21 protein-coding genes and 1 tRNA gene are annotated in these 19,534 nt (G+C 64.1%); 11 read left to right on the top strand and 11 right to left on the bottom strand.

Features of this window, described 5'->3' with window-relative positions; all coding sequences use genetic code 11:
- Positions 1-163: 163 nt before the first annotated feature.
- Positions 164-1,276, top strand: a complete 1,113-nt coding sequence (locus tag XH79_RS21460) for a tetratricopeptide repeat protein (protein ID WP_271582831.1) — start codon at positions 164-166, stop codon at positions 1,274-1,276.
- 298 nt (positions 1,277-1,574) lie between these two features.
- Here XH79_RS21460 and XH79_RS21465 read toward each other — a convergent pair whose 3' ends face one another.
- The 8 genes from XH79_RS21465 to XH79_RS21500 all read right to left on the bottom strand — a co-directional run bounded on the left by XH79_RS21465 (position 1,575) and on the right by XH79_RS21500 (position 8,839).
- Entirely contained in the window at positions 1,575-1,847 is a 273-nt protein-coding gene (locus XH79_RS21465; RefSeq protein WP_007598581.1) for a DUF1150 family protein, read from the bottom strand.
- A gap of 50 nt (positions 1,848-1,897) precedes the next feature.
- The gene (locus tag XH79_RS21470; RefSeq protein WP_011083554.1) at positions 1,898-2,323 is read right to left on the bottom strand and encodes an Hsp20 family protein; all 426 of its coding nucleotides are present in this window, start codon (positions 2,321-2,323) and stop codon (positions 1,898-1,900) included.
- Between the two features lie 297 nt (positions 2,324-2,620).
- On the bottom strand, positions 2,621-3,706 hold the full coding sequence (locus tag XH79_RS21475) for a sn-glycerol-3-phosphate import ATP-binding protein UgpC (protein ID WP_271582832.1): 1,086 nt from the start codon (positions 3,704-3,706) through the stop codon (positions 2,621-2,623).
- A gap of 13 nt (positions 3,707-3,719) precedes the next feature.
- A complete protein-coding gene (gene ugpE, locus XH79_RS21480; RefSeq protein ID WP_018645067.1) occupies positions 3,720-4,568 on the bottom strand; it encodes a sn-glycerol-3-phosphate ABC transporter permease UgpE in 849 nt (282 codons plus the stop codon).
- Entirely contained in the window at positions 4,568-5,449 is an 882-nt protein-coding gene (gene ugpA, locus XH79_RS21485; RefSeq protein WP_212340108.1) for a sn-glycerol-3-phosphate ABC transporter permease UgpA, read from the bottom strand. The genes ugpE and ugpA overlap by 1 nt, the downstream gene beginning before the upstream one ends.
- A gap of 48 nt (positions 5,450-5,497) precedes the next feature.
- On the bottom strand, positions 5,498-6,814 hold the full coding sequence (gene ugpB / locus XH79_RS21490) for a sn-glycerol-3-phosphate ABC transporter substrate-binding protein UgpB (protein ID WP_211411283.1): 1,317 nt from the start codon (positions 6,812-6,814) through the stop codon (positions 5,498-5,500).
- Positions 6,815-7,031: 217 nt separating this feature from the next.
- Positions 7,032-8,234, bottom strand: a complete 1,203-nt coding sequence (locus tag XH79_RS21495; RefSeq protein WP_271582833.1) for a CaiB/BaiF CoA transferase family protein — start codon at positions 8,232-8,234, stop codon at positions 7,032-7,034.
- 179 nt (positions 8,235-8,413) lie between these two features.
- On the bottom strand, positions 8,414-8,839 hold the full coding sequence (locus XH79_RS21500) for an organic hydroperoxide resistance protein (protein WP_018645071.1): 426 nt from the start codon (positions 8,837-8,839) through the stop codon (positions 8,414-8,416).
- 155 nt (positions 8,840-8,994) lie between these two features.
- On the opposite strand from XH79_RS21500, the gene XH79_RS21505 reads away from it, so the two are divergent.
- Complete coding sequence (locus tag XH79_RS21505) at positions 8,995-9,453, top strand: MarR family winged helix-turn-helix transcriptional regulator (RefSeq protein WP_212341513.1); 459 nt, start codon at positions 8,995-8,997, stop codon at positions 9,451-9,453.
- 7 nt (positions 9,454-9,460) lie between these two features.
- Here the strand turns inward: XH79_RS21505 and XH79_RS21510 are convergent, their stop codons facing one another.
- The 3 genes from XH79_RS21510 to XH79_RS21520 all read right to left on the bottom strand — a co-directional run bounded on the left by XH79_RS21510 (position 9,461) and on the right by XH79_RS21520 (position 10,420).
- Entirely contained in the window at positions 9,461-9,703 is a 243-nt protein-coding gene (locus XH79_RS21510; RefSeq protein ID WP_200470836.1) for a GIY-YIG nuclease family protein, read from the bottom strand.
- A gap of 137 nt (positions 9,704-9,840) precedes the next feature.
- Positions 9,841-9,916 (bottom strand) — tRNA-Ala (locus XH79_RS21515).
- Positions 9,917-10,012: 96 nt separating this feature from the next.
- Positions 10,013-10,420, bottom strand: a complete 408-nt coding sequence (locus XH79_RS21520; protein WP_271582834.1) for a TIGR02300 family protein — start codon at positions 10,418-10,420, stop codon at positions 10,013-10,015.
- A 158-nt stretch (positions 10,421-10,578) separates the two neighbouring features.
- Between XH79_RS21520 and aroA the strand changes: the two genes are divergently transcribed.
- From aroA to trpA, 9 genes are all read left to right on the top strand, one after another.
- Positions 10,579-11,916, top strand: a complete 1,338-nt coding sequence (gene aroA, locus XH79_RS21525; protein ID WP_271582835.1) for a 3-phosphoshikimate 1-carboxyvinyltransferase — start codon at positions 10,579-10,581, stop codon at positions 11,914-11,916.
- Complete coding sequence (gene cmk, locus XH79_RS21530) at positions 11,913-12,551, top strand: (d)CMP kinase (protein WP_271582836.1); 639 nt, start codon at positions 11,913-11,915, stop codon at positions 12,549-12,551. Before aroA ends, cmk begins: the two co-directional genes overlap by 4 nt.
- A gap of 267 nt (positions 12,552-12,818) precedes the next feature.
- A complete protein-coding gene (rpsA, locus tag XH79_RS21535) occupies positions 12,819-14,525 on the top strand; it encodes a 30S ribosomal protein S1 (protein ID WP_026312314.1) in 1,707 nt (568 codons plus the stop codon).
- Between the two features lie 270 nt (positions 14,526-14,795).
- On the top strand, positions 14,796-15,776 hold the full coding sequence (gene sppA, locus XH79_RS21540) for a signal peptide peptidase SppA (protein ID WP_271582837.1): 981 nt from the start codon (positions 14,796-14,798) through the stop codon (positions 15,774-15,776).
- Positions 15,777-15,947: 171 nt separating this feature from the next.
- Positions 15,948-16,253, top strand: coding sequence for an integration host factor subunit beta (locus XH79_RS21545; RefSeq protein ID WP_008539997.1), 306 nt, complete (start codon positions 15,948-15,950; stop codon positions 16,251-16,253).
- A 71-nt stretch (positions 16,254-16,324) separates the two neighbouring features.
- A complete protein-coding gene (locus XH79_RS21550; RefSeq protein ID WP_212340114.1) occupies positions 16,325-16,717 on the top strand; it encodes a lipopolysaccharide assembly protein LapA domain-containing protein in 393 nt (130 codons plus the stop codon).
- Between the two features lie 65 nt (positions 16,718-16,782).
- Positions 16,783-17,442, top strand: coding sequence for a phosphoribosylanthranilate isomerase (locus XH79_RS21555; protein ID WP_271582838.1), 660 nt, complete (start codon positions 16,783-16,785; stop codon positions 17,440-17,442).
- Positions 17,439-18,656 (top strand): tryptophan synthase subunit beta, encoded by a 1,218-nt coding sequence (gene trpB / locus XH79_RS21560; protein WP_212340117.1) that lies wholly within the window; start codon positions 17,439-17,441, stop codon positions 18,654-18,656. The genes XH79_RS21555 and trpB overlap by 4 nt, the downstream gene beginning before the upstream one ends.
- A complete protein-coding gene (trpA, locus tag XH79_RS21565; protein ID WP_271582839.1) occupies positions 18,653-19,489 on the top strand; it encodes a tryptophan synthase subunit alpha in 837 nt (278 codons plus the stop codon). The genes trpB and trpA overlap by 4 nt, the downstream gene beginning before the upstream one ends.
- Positions 19,490-19,534 lie beyond the last annotated feature (45 nt).

Here is a 19,534-nt window from a genome sequence, read left to right on the forward strand (position 1 = left end):
TGGGGCGACGGCGTCTCCCTCTCGTGTCCGGATTGAACGCTCGCAGCGTCCCCTGCGACTTATGTCACAGCCGGGGCTGCGATGCCGTCCGGGAGGTTTTCTCCTCATCCGGGCCGACGAGGCGTCCTGCCGGCGGCTCGGATTCGACGCGGGATTTTCAGGCATGAATTGCGGTTCAACAGTACGTTTCTTCGGCCTGCTTTGCTCGGTCACGATCGCCGTGACGGCCGTGGCGCATGCCGACGAGGCATCCAACGATCGCGTCATCGCCGAGAAGACCGCAATCATCGCAGCCGATCCGGCCAATGCGGCCGCCTACGAGTTGCGGGGAGAAGCCTACTATCTCAAGCGGGACTGGAATCGCGCCTTCGACGATTGCAGCGCTGCGATCCGGATCGACCCGAACTTCGGGCGTGCCTATCATTGCCGCGGCCGCGCCTATGCCGCCAAAGGCGACCGCGATCGCGCGATGGCCGACTACAACGAGGCCATCCGCCTCGATCCCGACTATGGCGCGCCCTATAGCTCGCGCGCCGAGGAATATTTCAACCACCGCGATTTCGATCGCGCGATCGCCGGCTTCACCGAGGCCATCGAACACAGCCCCAAGCAGGCCTACCGCGCGCTCATGATGCGCGGGCAGGTCTATGCGGTGAAGGGCGACGCCGATCACGCCGCCGCCGATTACACCGAGGCCATGCAGCGGAATCCCGCCGCCGCCTGGCCCTACGAGCTGCGAAGCAACATTCGTCTCAACAAGGGCGAGATCGAGGCAGCCCTGGACGACTGCGACAGCGCCGTCCGTCTCGAGCCCGGAAGTGCCGGCGGCCATTATTGCCGGGCCATCGTGTTCCTGAACAAGGATGACACTGAAGGCACCATCCGGGAATTGGATGACGTTACGCGAATCGCGCCGTCTTTCCAGAAGGCTTATCGCGTTCGCGCCGTTGTCCTGCACAGGAAGGGCGACGACAAACGGGCCCTTGCCGATTTCGACGAAGCGATCCGGCTGCAGCCGCGAGATTCGGAGGTCTACAACGATCGCGGCGGCGTGTTTCGCGACCTCGGACAGCACGACCGCGCGCTCGCCGACTACAACGAGGCGATCCGGCTCGATCCCAAAAGCCAGACCGCGCTGGTCAATCGCGGCCTTCTCTACATGATGATGTCCGATGCCAAGCATGCGCGCGCGGACTTCAACAGCGTGCTCGCGCTGCCGCTGAATGATAAATGGGCGGTGGATACGGCGCGTGAAGGCCTCGGCTTTGTGAAGTGATAAAGGAGCGGACATTCCCGCTCTCGTGCCCCGGACGCACAGCGCAGCGCTCCTTCGGCGCACCGCATCGCGCTGCGCCGCGCCCGGGACACGAGAGTTGAGCGTGCGATTTCCTCACACTCCGTCATTGCGAGCGAAGCGAAGCAATCCAGAATCTTGCCGCGGAACGATTCTGGATTGCTTCGTCGCAAGTGCTCCGCGCAATGACGGCGCGGAAGCTTCATCGCCCAAAATGAAAACGGGCATGCCTTCCTGCGAAGGCATGCCCGTCTGAAATCCTGATTCGTGCGACCCGTGCTCAGTGCACGCTGACGGCCTGCAGCTCGTTGCTCCAGGCGTTGGCAATCGCGGCCTCGCGGCTGTCGGTCAGCATGATCGGCGTGCCGTCGGCGGCGTGGAGCGCGAAGAGCTTGAGACCGGGCGCGATCTTGGGCGCCTCGGGAAACAGGCCCGGCACGTCCTCGGAGCGGATCTGCTTCACATAGGCGATATGGCCTTCGCCCAGGGTTGCCAGCGTCTCCGGAGAGACGTTCTTGGCTTCGTATTCGAACGCAACGTGACCTTCACTCATGGTCTCGACTCCTCTAACGAACTAAGCGGTCGAGTCCGCTACTCGTTCCATTATTCGTGCTCATTGATAGCGATTGTCTTAACGATCCTCTCCGGTTCAGGCCGGGCCAGGTCGATCGACAACAACCCGTTCTTCAGATCCGCACCCAGTACCAGCATCCCCTCCGCCAGCACGAAGGTGCGCTGGAAGTGGCGCGCGGCGATGCCGCGATGGATGTATTGCCGGGTCTTGTCGTCCTGCTGCCGCCCGCGGATCACGAGCTGGTTTTCCTCAATGGTTACATCGAGTTGGTCGCGGGTGAATCCGGCGACCGCCAGCGTGATGCGGAGCCGCTCGGGCTGGCCGTCCGACCGGTCACACCTCTCGATATTGTAGGGAGGGTAGCCGTCGGCGCCTTTGACGACGCGGTCGAGCACGCGCTCGATCTCGTCGAAGCCCAGCAGGAACGGACTGGATAACGTGGGAACACGAGACATAGTTTACAAAGTCCTCTCGAAGCGACTTTGGTGTTTCGGGGCCCGATCAAGGCACCCCTTGGTCAGCAATATGGGCATATCCGCTTGTGCGTTCAAGGACGTAGCAGGGGGCTGTGGATGGGACGCCTTGCCGCCCACCCGCTCTGCCATCGCACAAAATGCTTACAATTCGTCATGGCCCCGGGACGCGCAGGCATGACGAATTTGCGAGGCGAAATATCCCAATGAAAACAGACCCCCTTCTACTGTGCATGGGGTTGTTTTCGCGCTTTTTTGAGAGGGGCCTTACGGAACGCGTCAGGCCTCGATCCGCGTCCGCCCGTCGCCGCTGAACAAATGCAGTTTCGCCCGCACCGCCGCGACCCGGATCTTCTGGCCGATCGCGGGGGCGTCGGTTCCGGGGATGCGGACGATGACCTCGCCGGGCGGCAGCTCGCCCGGGGTGGCGGCGACGCGCTGCTCTTCCTGCTCGCGGGAGCCATAGACGAAGGTCTCGGCGCCGACGCGCTCGATGGCTTCCACGGTCAGCGGCAATGCGACGCCACCGGCCGGGGCCTGGTCGGTGATGACAAAGTCCTCCGGGCGGATGCCGACGATGCCGGCCTCGCCCGCGGCGCCGTCCAGCTGCGACTTGATCTCCTCGGGCCGCGTCGACATCAAATTCATCGGCGGCGCGCCGATGAAGGAGGCGACGAAGGTCGTGGCCGGCTTCTCGTAGATCGCGAGCGGGTTGCCGACCTGCTCGACCTGGCCGCCATTCATCACGACGAGGACGTCGGCGAGCGTCATCGCCTCGAGCTGGTCGTGGGTGACGTAGATCGAGGTCGTGTTGAGCCGGCGCTGCAATTTGCGGATCTCGACCCGCATCGCGATGCGCAGCTTGGCGTCGAGGTTCGACAGCGGCTCGTCGAACAGGAACACCTTCGGCTGGCGCACGATGGCGCGGCCCATGGCGACGCGCTGGCGCTGGCCGCCGGAGAGCTGGCGCGGCTTGCGCTCCAGCATCGCGGAGAGCTCGAGCACGCGCGCGGCTTCCTCGACGCGGGTCTTGATCTCGGCCTCCGCCATGCCGCGGTTGCGCAGGCCGTAGGCCATGTTGTTGTAGACGCTCATATGCGGATAGAGCGCGTAGTTCTGGAACACCATCGCGATGTCGCGATCGGCGGGCTCGATCTGGTTGACGACGCGCCCGCCGATATCGATCTCGCCGCCGGTGACGGTCTCGAGACCCGCGACCATGCGCAGCAGCGTGGACTTGCCGCATCCGGAAGGGCCGACCAGCACGCAGAACTGCCCGTCGGCGACGTCGACGTTGACGCCTTTGATGGCCTCGAAGCCGCCGGTGTAGGTCTTGCGGACGTTGCGCAGGGTGACGTTAGCCATAGAAACTCGCTTGTTACTTTTCCGTCTCGACCAGGCCGCGCACGAACAGTTTTTGCATGGCGACGACGACGAACACCGGCGGCAGCATCGCCAGCACGGCGGTCGCCATCACGATCGGCCATTCGGTCAGCGCGTCGGTGGTGGTGATCATCTTGCGGATGCCGACCTGGATGGTCTGCATGTCGTCGCGGGTGGTGATGAGCAGCGGCCAGAGATATTGATTCCAGCCGAGGATAAACAGGATCACGAACAGCGCCGCCATGTTGGTGCGTGACAGCGGCAGCAGCGTGTCCCAGAAGAAGCGCAAGGGGCCGGCGCCGTCGATGCGCGAGGCTTCCAACAACTCGTCCGGCACGGTCATGAAGAACTGACGGAACAGCAGTGTGGCCGTGGCCGATGCGATCAGCGGCAGCGCGAGGCCCGCATAGCTGTCGAGCATGTGCAGGTCGGCGACGATCTTGTAGGTCGGATAGATGCGGACCTCGACCGGCAGCATCAGGGTGATGAAGATGATCCAGAAGATCGACATCCGGAACGGAAAGCGGAAATACACGATCGCATAGGCCGAGATGATCGAGATCGCGATCTTGCCGATCGCGATCGCCAGCGCCATCACCAGCGAATTGAGCATCATGTTGCCGACGGGCTCGCGGGTCGAGCCGCTCGTGCCGACGAAGATGGTCTGGTAGTAGACCTCGAAGAAATGACCGCCCGGCAGCAGCGACATCTGCCCGTTCGCGATCAGCGCGTTGTCCTGGGTCGAGGCGATGATCGCGATGTAGACCGGGAACGCGACGATCGCGATTCCGATCCAGAGAATGAAATGGGCGACGTAGCGCCTGATGCCCTCGTCCTCGACCATCAGTAGGTCACCTTGCGTTCGACGAAGCGGAACTGGATGCCGGTCAGCACGATGACCATGATCATCAGGACCACCGATTGCGCCGCCGAGCTGCCGAGATTGCCGCCGAGCAGGCCGTCCGAATAGACCTTGTAGACCAGCGTCACCGTCGACGTTCCCGGACCGCCGCGAGTCATGGTGTCGATGATGCCGAAGGTGTCGAAGAAGGCGTAGACGATGTTGACGACCAGCAGGAAGAAGATGGTCGGCGACAGCAGCGGGAAGGTCACGGTCCAGAACCGCCGCATCGGACGCGCGCCGTCGATCGCTGCGGCTTCGAACACGCTTTTCGGGATTGCCTGCAGGCCGGCGAGGAAGAACAGGAAATTATAGGAGATCTGCTTCCACGCGGCGGCGAGGATGATCAGGCCGGCGGCCTGGTTGCCGTCGAGCAGCGGATTCCAGTCGATGCCGGCGGCGCGCAGATAGCGCGAGATCACGCCGAGCGAGGGATGCAGCATGAAGATCCAGAGCACACCGACCACGGGCGGCGCCACCGCATAGGGCCAGATCAGCAGCGTGCGGTAGAGCATCGAGCCGCGCAGCGGCTTGTCGGCCATCACGGCGAGCAGCAGCGCAAATGACAGCGACGAGATTGCGATGGCGAACGAGAAGAAGAAGGTGCGGACGACCGCTTCGAAATAGGCGGGGTCCTTGAACAGCTCGATGTAATTGTCGAACCAGACGAAGGTGGTGGAGAGACCGAAGGCGTCCTGGAGCAGGAAGGACTGGATCACGGCCTGCAGGGCCGGCCAATAGAAGAAAATCAGGACGATCGCGAGCTGCGGCGCAACCAGCGCGTAGGGCAACAGCTTCGATTGGAAAATGGCTTGCTTTTGCATGATGCCCCAGCAGCGGCAGGCCGGGTGTCCGGCCTGCCGCCAGTCGCCTTACTTGACGGCGGTCTTTTCGAACTGCCGCAGCATGGTGTTGCCGCGTTCGACGGCGGCATCGAGTGCCTGCTTGGCGGTCTTCTTGCCGGCCAGCGCCTGCTCGATCTCTTCCGACCAGACGTCACGCAGCTGAACCATGTTGCCGAGGCGCAGACCGCGCGAATTGTCGGTCGGCTCCTTGTTGGTCAGCTCGATCAGCGGGGTCTCGAGATAGGGCTGGTCCTTGTAGAAGCCCTCTTCCTTCGCCTTGGCATAGGCCGCCTTGGTGATCGGCAGATAGCCCGAGGCCTTGTGGATGTAGACCTGACGATCGGTGTCGGAGAGGAAGGTCAGGAATTTCGCGACGCCCTTGTAATCGTCGGCCGGCTTGCCGCCCATGACCCAGAGCGAAGCGCCGCCGATGATCGAGTTCTGCGGCGCGCCCTTGACGTCCGGATAATACGGCATCGGCACGGCGGTGAAGTTGAACTTGGCCTGCGCCTTGACGTTGCCGAAGAACGCCGACGAGGTCAGGTAGATCGGGCATTCGCCCGAGGTGAAGCGGCCTTCGCCGGTGTTGGTGCGGCCGGCATAGTCGTAGACCTTGGTCTTCTGCAACTCGACCAGGTTTTCGAGATGCTTGACCTGGAGCGGGCCGTTGAATTCGAGCACGGTGTCGAAGCCGTCGAGGCCGTTGGCCTTGCTGGAGAGCGGCGTGTTGTGCCAGGCCGAGAGCTGCTCGAGATTGACCCAGGTCACCCACGAGCCGGAGAAGCCGCAGGTGTCGTGACCGGCGGCCTTCAGCTTCTTGCCGGCCTCGAACACTTCAGGCCAGGTCTTGGGGATCTCGACATTGGCCTTCTTCAGCTCGTCGAGATTGATCCACATGACGGTCGACGACGAGTTGAAGGGGAACGACAGCATCTCGCCCTTCGAGGTCGAGTAGTAGCCGGTGATCGCGGGCAGGTAGTTCTTCGGATCGAACTTCTCGCCGGTCTCGGCCATCAGCTTGTAGACCGGCTTCACGGCGCCGGTCGCGGCCATCATGGTCGCGGTGCCGACTTCGAACACCTGCATGATGTGCGGAGCGTTGCCGGCGCGGAACGCGGCGATGCCGGCGTTCATCGTATCGGGGTAGTTGCCCTTGTAGGTCGGAATCACCTTGTAGTCGGTCTGCGACGCGTTGAAGTCGTTGGCGAGCTTGACGATGACGTCGTTGTTGGCGCCGGTCATCGCGTGCCACCACTGGATTTCGGTCACGGCCAGGGCCGGCGAGGCGCCGAGACCAACCGTGAGTGCAACAGCTGCAGCCGCGCCAAAATGTCTAAGAGCCATCAAGAAAACCTCCCTTGCCCGTCACTAAAGAAGCGCTTGCGCTAGCAGCGCCATATGACGTTCACATGACTGTGTAAGCGGCCGAAACGAAAGCGGCAAGCGCTGGAAAAGGGAAGCCGTCAAATAGGCGAATGCGCCGCAGACAGAAGCAGCCGTTCGCGCTGCACTATCGTGCCCGCGCCGCAGTGCGGCATTGGATGAGGTGAGGCGAAGGTCCCTAGCGCTTCCGCTCGGGGCCGCAGACCGTGCCCTTTTCGACCATCGCGTCGATCTCGGACTTGGAGTAGCCGAACTCGCCCAGCACCTCCGCCGCGTGCTGGCTGAATTTCGGCGGCACGCGCCGCAGGCTCGGCTTGCTGCGATCGAGCCGGATCGGCGAGGCGACGCCCTTGTACCAGTCCTTCTCGATGATATCGCCGCGCGCGATGGTGTGCGGGTTCGTCAACGCCTGGTCGATCTTCTGCACCGGACCTGCGGGCAGGCCGGCGGCGAGCAGGCGATTGCACAGCGGCTCGGCCTCGTGCTGGCTGAACACCGCGGCCAGCTCGGCGCGCAGCGCCTCGCGATTGGCGATGCGATCCTTGTTGCGGGCAAAGCGCGGATCGATGCCGAGCTCGGGCTTGCCGATCTCCCTGGCGAGCTTGCGGAAGGTGCCGTCATTGCCGACGCCGATGAAGATGTTGTCGGTCTTGGTCGGGAAGATCGCGTAGGGCACGAGGTTCGGATGCTCGTTGCCGGTGAGCGAGGGCGGCTTGCCATGCATGAAATAGTTCGCGGTGTGCGGATGCATGATGGCAAGGCCGGTCTCGTACAGCGTCGTCTCCAGGAACTGGCCCTTGCCCGAACGCTGCCGCTCCGACAGCGCCATCAGGATGCCGATCGCGGCATAGAGGCCGGTGGTGATGTCGACCAGCGGCACGCCGATCCGCATCGGTCCGCTCTCCGGCGAGCCGGTTGCGGCGATCATGCCGGTCATGGCCTGGATGATGGCGTCATAGCCGGGATTGCCGCCGCGCGGGCCGTCGGCGCCGAAGCCGCAGATCCGGCAATGCACGAGGCGAGGAAATTTCTTGCTGAGGACATCATTGCCGATGCCCCATTTCTCCAGCGTGCCCGGCTTGAAGTTCTCGATCAGGACGTCGGCCGTCTCCAGCATCTTCAGCAGCACGACCCGGCCGCCCTCGGAGGCGAGGTCGAGGCCGATCGAGCGCTTGTTGCGGTTGATGCCGACGAAATAGGCCGCGTCCTCCTCGTGGAAGGGAGGGCCCCATTCGCGCACCTCGTCGCCCGCGGGCGGCTCGACCTTGATGACGTCGGCGCCGTGGTCGGCGAGGATCTGGGTGCAGTAGGGACCGCCAAGCACGCGCGTGAGATCGATGACGCGCAGTCCGCTCATTGCGCCCAATGCTGCTTCAGTCATGCCTTCGCTTCCCCTGTGTCGGTCATTTGATCACAGGCCTAGCGAGGTTTTTTTGCGCCAGCAATGGCCCCTCGCGTGGAGCCGTATGCGCTGCCGCGCAGCCGTCCCGCGAGGTGGCAAATCAAAGAGGAAGCGGCCGGCCCGAAGGGGATCCCGGGCCAGCCAATCCGCACCGCCGATCAGACGACCGTCAGGCGAACGTCGACATTGCCGCGCGTGGCATTGGAGTAGGGGCACACCTGGTGCGCCTTGGCGACCAGCGCCTCGGCCTCCGCGCGGGCAAGGCCCGGCAGCGAGACGGCGAGGTCGATGTCGAGGCCGAAGCCGCCTTCCGAGCGCGGGCCGATACCGACGGTCGAGGTGACGGAGGCGTCGGCCGGAACCTTCGGGCCGCCCTGCGAGGCCACGAACTTCATCGCGCCGATGAAGCAGGCGGCATAGCCGGCCGCGAACAGCTGCTCGGGATTGTTGCCGGCGCCGCCGCCGCCACCGAGCTCCTTCGGGGTGGTGAGCTTGACGTCGAGCGCGCCGTCGAGGGTCGCAGCATGGCCGTCGCGGCCGCCGGTGGCCTTTGCGCTGGTCTTGTAGAGGACGTTCACGGACATTTTCGTCTCCTCGGGTCTTTCCGGGTTGGGGTGCGATCTTTATCGCAGACAATTAGATTGCGCGCAATATAATTCGGCATGCCTCACATTTAATTGTTCGCAATTGAATGTGCCGCCGGCCGGCCCCAGAATGGGAGAAACCCGTGAGATTCTCCATGGCCCGAAAACTATCGACCCTCGACCCGCAGCGCCTCGACAACCAGATCTGCTTCGCGGTCTATTCCGCCGCGCACGCCTTCAACCGCGTCTACAAGCCGCTGCTCGACCGGCTCGGCCTGACCTATCCGCAATATCTGGTGATGCTGGTGCTGTGGGAGCGCGACGACGTGCCGGTCAAGGAGATCGGCGAAAAGCTGTTCCTGGATTCGGGCACGCTGACGCCGCTGCTCAAGCGCCTCGAGGCCGCCCATCTGGTCAAGCGCACCCGCTCGCGCGAGGACGAGCGTCAGGTCCTGATCGCCCTGACGACGCAGGGCCATGCACTGAAGGAGAAAGCGCGCAGCGTGCCGCAGTCGATCCTGGCGGCGTCGGACTGCTCGGTGTCGGAGCTGGTGACGATGAAAGACGAGATCGTCGCGCTGCGCGACCGGCTGAATGCGGTGATCGGGGAGTAGGAAGAGGTTAGCAGAGCCGCTTTTTCGAGAAGGCGCGGCCTGAGTGTGACTTGAGGTATGTCTCGAACGCCAAGGCCTTCATCTTGTCAGGGAAGGCGCAGTACCAAACCAGCTTCCATGGCTTGAACTTGGCGGTGTGAGCGGACTTGCCGGCGTTGTGCTCCGGAAGCCGTCGCTTCAGATCTTCCGTGGCGCCGATGTATTCCTGGTCGGGGAACTCAATGCTGCGGATGATGTAGACGTACCACATCGATGGCTCGCACGGAGGAAAGCGCGGGGTAGGGAGCGTCTAACAGTCCGTCTTCGCCCTGCGGGCTACGCCGGACACCACGCTTCACCCTTCGGGCTCTGCGCGGCTGCGCCACGCGTAGCCCGAAGGGCGAAGCGTGGTGGAGCCAGGCGGGATCGAACCGCCGACCTCTTGCATGCCATGCAAGCGCTCTCCCAGCTGAGCTATGGCCCCTTAGTCCTTAAATGGGACGATCCCGGAGGATCCCCCACAGACCGGCGAGCCTGGTGACTCGCGCGGTGCACCCTTTTTCACAGATCAGGACTGATCTCAAGTCTCTTCATCACCTCCGACATCACCAATGATGTCGGTCACGTCCTCATCGCCCTCTTCCTCGTCGGCAATGAAGGTCGAATCATCGTCATCGTCGTCGTCGAGGGTCTCGTCGACCTCGATATCGTCCTCCGATTCGGGCACGACGGCCTTGACCTTGCCGGTGTTCTCCTCGGCATCGGCCTCCTCGAGGGAGACCATCTCTTCGGCCTCCGCCGGCTCCGGCGTGGTGTCCTGGGCCATGCTGCGGGCCTCGGCACCGCGGGGGGCGCGCGCAGGCGCAACGGGCGCGATCGGCACGACCTCGCCTGTATAGGGCGAGATCACCGGATTCTTGTTGAGGTCGTAGAATTTCTTGCCCGTGGTCGGGCAAATACGTTTGGTTCCGAGTTCGGACTTGGCCACGGCAGGAATCCTGGGAATGTCTGAAAAGCGGTGCTTCACTTGGCTAGTTGGCGGCCCGCTGTCAATAGCGCATTACGGGAGAAAGACATGCCCGTGACGGGGCGCAGACCATGTGGTACCTGCGCGCCTGCCCACAGGGCCTATCCAAGGACACAATCTTGACCCATTCCGACCAACCGAGACCGCTCCAGTCTCGCGCCAGCGGTCCCCTGACCGGGAAAGTACGGGTGCCCGGGGACAAGTCGATCTCCCATCGCGCCCTCATCCTGGGCGCGCTTGCGGTCGGCGAGACCAGGATTTCCGGCCTGCTGGAGGGTGAGGACGTCCTCAACACCGCCAAATCGATGCAGGCGCTCGGCGCGAAGGTCGAACGCGCCGGTGATTTCGCCTGGAAGGTCAACGGCGTGGGCGTCGGAGGCTTCGCCCAGCCCAAGGTGCCGCTGGATTTCGGCAACTCCGGCACCGGCTGCCGGCTGGTCATGGGCGCCGTCGCCGGCTGCCCGATCTCGGCGGTATTCGACGGCGACGCCTCGCTGCGCAGCCGTCCCATGCGCCGGATCCTCGATCCGCTCGAAAAGATGGGTGCGAAGGTCACCTCCGGTAGCGAGGGCGGGCGTCTGCCGCTGACCCTCCAGGGCGCGCGCGATCCGCTGCCGATCACCTACAAGACCCCGGTCGCCTCGGCCCAGATCAAATCGGCCGTGCTGCTGGCGGGCCTCGCCGCGCCGGGCATCACCACCGTCATCGAGAGCGAGGCCAGCCGCGATCACACCGAGCTGATGCTGAAGCATTTTGGCGCCGACATCACCTCGGTGCAGGAAGGCCAGCACGGCCGCCGCGTCACGCTGGTCGGCCAGCCCGAGCTGCATGGCGCCAATGTCGTCGTGCCCGCCGATCCCTCCTCGGCGGCCTTCCCAATTGTCGCTGCGCTGATTGTCGAAGGCTCGGATGTTGTTTTGTCCGACGTCATGACCAATCCGCTGCGCACCGGCCTGTTCACCACGCTGCGCGAAATGGGTGCCTTCATCGAGGAGAGCGAAGTGCGCGGCGATGCCGGCGAGCCGATGGCGCGCTTGCGCGTGCGCGCGTCAAAGCTGCGCGGCGTCGTAGTGCCGCCGGAGCGCGCGCCCTCGATGATCGACGAATATCTGGTGCTGGCGGTGGCGGCGTCGTTCGCCGAAGGCACGACCATCATGCGCGGCCTGCAGGAGCTGCGCGTCAAGGAATCCGATCGCCTGGAGGCCACCGCCGCGATGCTGCGTGTCAACGGCGTCAAGGTCGAGGTCTCCGGCGACGATTTGATCGTCGAGGGCCGCGGCCATGTCCCCGGCGGAGGCACTGTCGCCACCCACATGGACCATCGCATCGCGATGTCCGCGCTGGTGATGGGCTGCGCCTCCGACCAGCCCGTGACCGTCGACGACACCGCCTTCATCGCCACCAGTTTCCCGGATTTCATTCCGATGATGCGTTCGCTAGGGGCCGAGTTTTCATGATTATCGCCATCGACGGGCCCGCGGCCTCGGGCAAGGGCACGCTCGGCAAGCGTCTCGCCCACCATTACGGCTATCGTCACCTCGATACCGGCGTGATCTATCGCGCGGTGGCTTATGCCCTGATGCAGTCCGGTCTTGATCTCCGGGACGAGGCGGCCGCGGTGCAGGCCGCCTTGGAGCTCGATCCCGAAAAGTTCGGCAATCCCGCCCTGAAGACCCAGGAGGCCGGCGAGGGCGCCTCGATCGTCTCGGCGATCCCTGGGGTCCGCGAGGTCCTGGTCAATTTCCAGCGGCAATTCGCCGCCGATCCGCCCGGCGCCGTGCTCGACGGCCGGGATATTGGAACCGTGATCTGCCCCCATGCCGACGTGAAGATCTTCGTCGTTGCGGACCCCAAGGTTCGTGCGCGCCGCCGGACCATGGAGGCGAGGGCGCGGGGCGAGGAGGCCGATGAGGCAGCGGTGCTTGCCGACATCATCCGGCGGGATGAACGCGACAAGAACCGGCCGATTGCGCCCCTAAAACCGGCCGCGGATGCTTACTTGCTAGATAACTCCCAACTGGATATAGAAGGCGGCGTCCGGGCCGCCATCGACATTATCGAGGCCGTCCGAGCGGGCCGTCCGCGGGGTTAAGCCGCGGCCGTCATTGGAGGAAGCGCCCGCTCCCGCTCTTTGAGGTCGATACCTCGGTTCCCGTTTCGGGAGCCGTCGCATCCAGCTCCGGACATAAGATTTCCACGTATCGAACGCGCGGGCCTCAGCCGGCCCGCCTCCGCTGTTCTGGTCTTTGAGATCGGAGCAGCGAGCGGTCGCTCGAAGGTTTTGCGGACCTTCCGACACTGCGTGTGCGATGCGCCCATGAACCCAACGGCCGGCAAGACTTCCGCAACTGGAGAACAAATGGCTTCGACTTCTGCTGATACCTATAGCCCGTCGCGTGACGATTTCGCCGCGATGCTCGACGAGTCCTTCGCAGGTGGCAACCTGCAGGAAAGCTCCGTCGTCAAGGGCAAGGTGGTTGCAATTGAAAAGGACATGGCCGTCATCGACGTCGGCCTGAAGACCGAGGGCCGCGTTGCCCTTCGCGAGTTTTCCGGCCCCGGCCGTGACAGCGAGATCAAGGTCGGCGATGAGGTGGAAGTGTTCCTCGATCGCATCGAGAACGCTCTCGGCGAAGCCGTGCTGTCGCGCGACAAGGCGCGCCGCGAAGAGAGCTGGGGCAAGCTCGAGAAGGCCTTCCAGAACAACGAAAAGGTCAACGGCGTCATCTTCAACCAGGTCAAGGGCGGCTTCACCGTCGACCTCGACGGTGCCGTGGCCTTCCTGCCGCGCTCGCAGGTCGACATCCGTCCGATCCGCGACGTTGCGCCGCTGATGAACAACTCGCAGCCGTTCCAGATCCTCAAGATGGATCGCCGCCGCGGCAACATCGTGGTGTCGCGCCGCACGGTTCTCGAAGAGACCCGCGCCGAGCAGCGTCAGGAGCTGGTGCAGAACCTCGAAGAGGGTCAGGTCATCGACGGCGTGGTCAAGAACATCACCGATTACGGTGCGTTCGTTGATCTCGGCGGCATCGACGGCCTGCTGCACGTCACCGACATCGCGTGGCGCCGCGTCAACCATCCGACCGAGGTGCTCTCGATCGGCCAGACCGTGAAGGTCAAGATCATCAAGATCAACCACGAGACGCACCGCATCTCGCTGGGCATGAAGCAGCTGCTGGACGATCCGTGGCAGGGCATCGAAGCCAAGTACCCGCTGGGTGCCCGCTTCACCGGCCGCGTCACCAACATCACCGACTACGGTGCGTTCGTCGAGCTCGAGCCGGGCATCGAAGGCCTGATCCACGTCTCCGAGATGTCGTGGACCAAGAAGAACATGCACCCCGGCAAGATCGTGTCGACCTCGCAGGAAGTCGACGTGCAGGTGCTGGAAGTCGATTCCGTCAAGCGCCGCATCTCGCTCGGCCTCAAGCAGACCATGCGCAACCCCTGGGAGGTCTTCGTCGAAGGTCACCCGACCGGTTCGGTGGTCGAGGGCGAGGTCAAGAACAAGACCGAGTTCGGTCTGTTCCTGGGTCTCGAGGGCGACGTCGACGGCATGGTCCACCTCTCCGACCTCGACTGGAAGCTTCCGGGCGAGCAGGTGATCGACAACTACAAGAAGGGCGACATGGTGAAGGCCGTGGTGCTCGATGTGGACGTCGAGAAGGAGCGCATCTCGCTCGGCATCAAGCAGCTCGAAGGCGACCCCTTCGCCGAGCCGGGCGATGTCAAGAAGGGCGCGGTCGTGACCTGCGAAGTGCTCGAGGTGAAGGAGAGCGGTATCGAGGTGAAGATCGCCGGTACCGACTTCACCACCTTCATCAAGCGCTCGGAGCTCGCTCGTGACCGCAACGATCAGCGCGCCGAACGCTTCGCCGTCGGCGAGAAGGTCGATGCCCGCGTGATCCAGTTCGACAAGAAGGCCCGCAAGGTCCAGGTGTCGATCAAGGCGCTCGAAGTCGCCGAAGAGAAGGAAGCCATCGCGCAGTACGGCTCCTCGGATTCGGGTGCGACGCTGGGCGACATCCTCGGCACCGCGCTCAAGAACCGCGACAACAAGTAAGCGAAACTTCCGTTTCGCCGCATCGAAGCCCCGGCGAAAGCCGGGGCTTTTTTGTTGCGCTTGGTGGCCGTAGCCCGGATGGAGCGCAGCGTAATCCGGGAAAGCCTTTCCGTGACGCGAAGACCCCGGATTGCGCTGTGCTCCATCCGGGCTACGAGGACTTCCAAGCCTTCATTTCTTCAAATTGCGCGGCAATTGATGTATCCAGACAAGCCAATGCTTACGTTGTGACGGCACAACGCCTCTGGCCTTTCATTTGGAGATATTCCGATGTCGCTCGATTCGGACATCATCGTCGATCGCCGCAGGATCCGCCGCAAGCTGACGTTCTGGCGTGTGATGGCGGCGCTGATCGCGATCGCGGCGATTGCGAGCTTTGCGCTGATCGCGACGCCCGGTGCGCGCGGCACGTTCGCATCCGCCGGCTCGATCGCGCGGGTCCAGATCGAGGGACTGATCCGCAGCGATTCCGATCGCACGCAGGCGCTGGAGCGGCTGGAGAATTCGCAGGCCGCCGCCGTCATCGTTCACATCAACTCGCCGGGCGGCACCACCGCCGGCTCCGAGCAGCTCTATGACTCGCTCGTGCGGCTGAAGGCGAAGAAGCCGCTCGTCGTCGTGGTCGAAGGCCTCGCCGCCTCCGGTGGCTACATCACGGCGATCGCGAGCGACCACATCATCGCCCAGCAGAGCTCGCTGGTCGGCTCGATCGGCGTGTTGTTCCAGTATCCCAACGTCACCGAGCTCTTGAAGACCATCGGCGTCAAGGTCGAGGAGGTGAAATCCTCGCCGCTGAAGGCAGCGCCCAACGGATTCGAGCCGACAAGTCCCGAAGCGCGCGCCGCGCTCGATGCGCTGGTGAAGGACTCCTACGCCTGGTTCAAGGGACTGGTGAAGGAACGGCGTGGCATGGATGACACGCTGCTCGACAAAGTGGCCGACGGCCGCGTCTTCACCGGACGCCAGGCAATCGACCTCAAGCTGATCGACCAGATCGGCGACGAGAAGGCGGCGGTGACCTGGCTGGTCGAACAGAAGGGCGTCAAGAAGGGACTTTCCGTGCGCGATTACAAGCTGCAGCCGCGCTTTGGCGATCTGCCGTTCCTCAAGACAGCGGCCGCCGTAACGCTGGAAGCGCTTGGTTTGGGCTCGATCGCGCATCAAATCGGCCAAACCGGCGTCGCACAGGCGGTCGACCGGCTCGGAATGGATGGAATGCTGGCGTTGTGGCAGCCGGCTGCATCAAATTGACTCGGACAGGCGAGTTCCCGAGGTTTTTCTCGCAGTGCGAGTGTCGGGACAGCCCGCTTTTTCGGCATTTGTCACGCACTTTCACGACGCTCAACCTTGATTTAGCGTCTTGACAGATCACGGTATTTTCACGGAAATGGTCATCCGCACGCTTCCGGGTCCTATCTCTCGATGATCAAATCCGAACTTGTTCAGCGTATCGCCGAGCACAACCCGCATCTGTACCAGCGGGATGTCGAGAACATTGTGAATGCGATTCTCGAAGAGATCGTAGCGGCCCTCGCACGCGGTGACCGCGTCGAGCTGCGCGGTTTCGGTGCCTTCTCGGTCAAGCATCGCCCGGCGCGCGCCGGGCGGAATCCGCGCACCGGCGCCCATGTGCCCGTCGACCAGAAGAGCGTTCCGTTCTTCAAGACCGGCAAGGAAATGCGCGAGCGGCTGAACCGCGACCATCCGGATCCCGGCGCCGCCGACTGAGACCGGCGCCAGGGCTTTCCGCGGTCGCTCAGGACGCGGCCGGAAGCTTGATTCAAGGCGAGCGAAGCGAGATGCGAAAATTTCTGACCGCGCTGATCGTGATCCCGCTGGGCCTCATCCTGGTGACCTTTGCCGTCGCCAACCGGCATTTCGTCACGGTCTCCTTCGATCCCTTCATCTCCGGCGACCCCGCCTTCTCGACGACGATGCCGCTGTTCCTGCTCCTCATCCTGGTGGCGGCGCTGGGCGTCGTGGCGGGCGGCTGCGCGGTCTGGTTCGGCCAGCGGCGCTGGCGGCGCGCCGCGCGCCGGAATGAGGCCGACGCCCGGGCCGCCAGGGGCGAACTGGCCGATCTGCGGGCCCAGGCGGCCGCGGCGAGGCCCGAGTCCCAGCGCCTCCCCGTTCCCTCCGGGGTCGGCCTTTACGGGCCTATCGGGCGAGACAAGCAGCGCGCGACGTTGTAGAAGCGGCCCCGACCGAAAACCCCGTTTTCCGGCCGCACCTTGCGGCCGCTACCCGCTTCGAGACCATGCCCCTGCTCGTCAAAATCTGCGGCCTGTCCACGCGCGAGACGCTCGAAACGGCGCTCGAGGCGGGTGCCGACATGGTGGGGTTCGTGTTCTTTCCGCCCTCGCCGCGGCATCTGTCGCTGGAGGCTGGGCGCGATCTCGGCAGGCAGGTCAACCGGCGCGCGCTCAAGGTCGCGCTCACGGTCGATGCCGACGACGCCACGCTCGACAACATCATGGACGCGCTGTCGCCGGACATTTTCCAGCTCCACGGCAAGGAGAGTGTCGCGCGGCTGCGCGACATCAAGCAGAAGTTCGGTCGCCCCGTGATGAAGGCGGTGCCGGTCGCGACATCAGCCGATCTCGCTGTGCTGCCCGGCTATGCCGCGGTCGCCGACCGCATCCTGTTCGATGCCCGTGCGCCCAAGGATGCGACGCGGCCCGGCGGCCTCGGCGCGCCCTTCGACTGGCATCTGCTGGAAAACCTCGATCTGAAATTGCCCTACATGGTCTCGGGCGGGCTCGACGCCGGCAACGTCGCGGAAGCTCTCCGCGTCACCGGAGCCGGCGGCGTCGACGTGTCCTCCGGTGTCGAGAGCGCCCCCGGCGTCAAGGACCCCGAGATGATCAAGGCCTTCATTCGCGCCGCGCGCGCCAGTCAAGAGTTGAGCGTTCGATGAACATCGCCAAACCCAATTCCTACCGCAGCGGCCCCGACGAGCGCGGTCATTTCGGCATTTTCGGCGGGCGCTTCGTCGCCGAAACCCTGATGCCGCTGATCCTCGATCTGGAAAAGGCCTACACCGCGGCCAAGGCCGATCCGGCGTTCCAGGCCGAGATGAACGGCTATCTCAAGAACTATGTCGGCCGGCCCTCGCCGCTCTATTTCGCGGAACGCCTGACCGAGCATCTCGGCGGCGCAAAAATCTACCTCAAGCGCGAAGAGCTCAACCACACCGGCTCGCACAAGGTGAACAACGTGCTCGGCCAGATCATGCTGGCGCGGCGCATGGGCAAGAAGCGCATCATCGCCGAGACCGGCGCCGGCCAGCACGGCGTCGCCACCGCGACGCTGTGCGCGCGCTTTGGCCTGGAATGCGTGGTCTATATGGGCGCCGTCGACGTCGAGCGGCAGCAGCCCAACGTCATCCGCATGGAGATGCTGGGCGCAAAGGTGTTTCCGGTGCAGTCGGGCACGCGCACGCTGAAGGACGCCATGAACGAGGCGCTGCGCGACTGGGTCACCAACGTGCACAACACGTTCTATTGCATCGGCACGGTGGCGGGCCCGCATCCCTATCCGACCCTGGTGCGCGACTTCCAGTCGATCATCGGCAACGAGACCAAGGCGCAGATGCAGGAGATCGAGGGACGCCTGCCGGATTCGCTGGTCGCCTGCATCGGCGGCGGCTCCAACGCGATGGGCCTGTTCCATCCCTTCCTCGATGATCCCAGCGTCGAAATTTTTGGTGTCGAAGCGGCGGGCCACGGGCTCACGCAGTTGCATGCGGCATCGATCGCCGGCGGCCGCCCCGGCGTGCTGCATGGCAACCGCACCTATCTCTTGATGGATGCCGACGGCCAAATCCAGGACGCGCATTCGATCTCGGCCGGCCTCGACTATCCCGGCATCGGCCCCGAGCATTCCTGGCTGCATGAGGTCGGCCGCGTGAATTATCTCTCCGCGACCGACGACGAGGCGCTCGCCGCGTTCCAGCTGCTGTCGAAGCTCGAAGGCATCATCCCCGCGCTCGAACCGGCGCATGCCATCGCCAAGGTGATGGAGCTCGCGCCGAAGCGGCCGAAAGACCACCTGATGGTCGTCAATCTCTCCGGCCGCGGCGACAAGGACGTCCCGCAGGTCGGCGACATCCTGAGGGGCAAGAGCAAGTGACCACGCGTATCGACACCCGTTTTGCCGAGCTGAAGAAGCAAGGCCGCTCGGCCTTCGTCACCTATGTGATGGCCGGCGATCCCGATCTCACGACGTCGCTCAATATCGTCAAGGCGCTGCCCAAGGCAGGCGCCGACGTCATCGAACTCGGCATTCCCTTCACCGACCCGATGGCGGATGGTCCCTCGATTCAGGCCGCAGGTCTGCGCGCCCTCAAGGTCGGCATGACCTTGAGGAAGACGCTGGAACTGGTGCGCGACTTCCGCAAGGACGACAACGTCACGCCGCTGGTGCTGATGGGCTATTACAATCCGATCTACATCTACGGCGTCGACAAGTTCTTGGCTGATGCCAAGACATCAGGCGTTGACGGCTTGATCATCGTCGATCTGCCGCCGGAGGAAGACGACGAGCTCTGCATTCCCGCGCTGAAGGCGGGCCTGAACTTCATTCGCTTGGCGACCCCGACCACCGACGACAAGCGCCTGCCCGCGGTGCTCGCGAACACATCGGGCTTTGTCTATTATGTCTCGATCGCCGGCATCACCGGTGCAGCGGCGGCGGACGCCAATGCCGTTGGCGAAGCTGTCGCGCGCATCAAGCGGCATACCAAGCTGCCGATCTGCGTTGGTTTTGGCATCCGCACGCCGGAGGCGGCGCGCGCCATTGCCGAGAAGGCCGATGGTTCGGTGGTCGGTACCGCGCTGGTCGATGCGCTCAAGAACAGCCTCGATGCTGAGGGGCGGGCAACCGCCAAGACCGTTAACGCCGTAGCCGAGCTGACGGCGGCTCTGGCCCAGGGCGTCAAGGGCGCGAAACAAGCGGCCGAATAGGCCAAATTCCGCTTCCGGGGCGGGCGACACGGCGGCTTGCCGGGC

Source organism: Bradyrhizobium sp. CCBAU 45389 (genome assembly GCF_028128625.1).
Lineage (GTDB): Bacteria > Pseudomonadota > Alphaproteobacteria > Rhizobiales > Xanthobacteraceae > Bradyrhizobium > Bradyrhizobium liaoningense_B.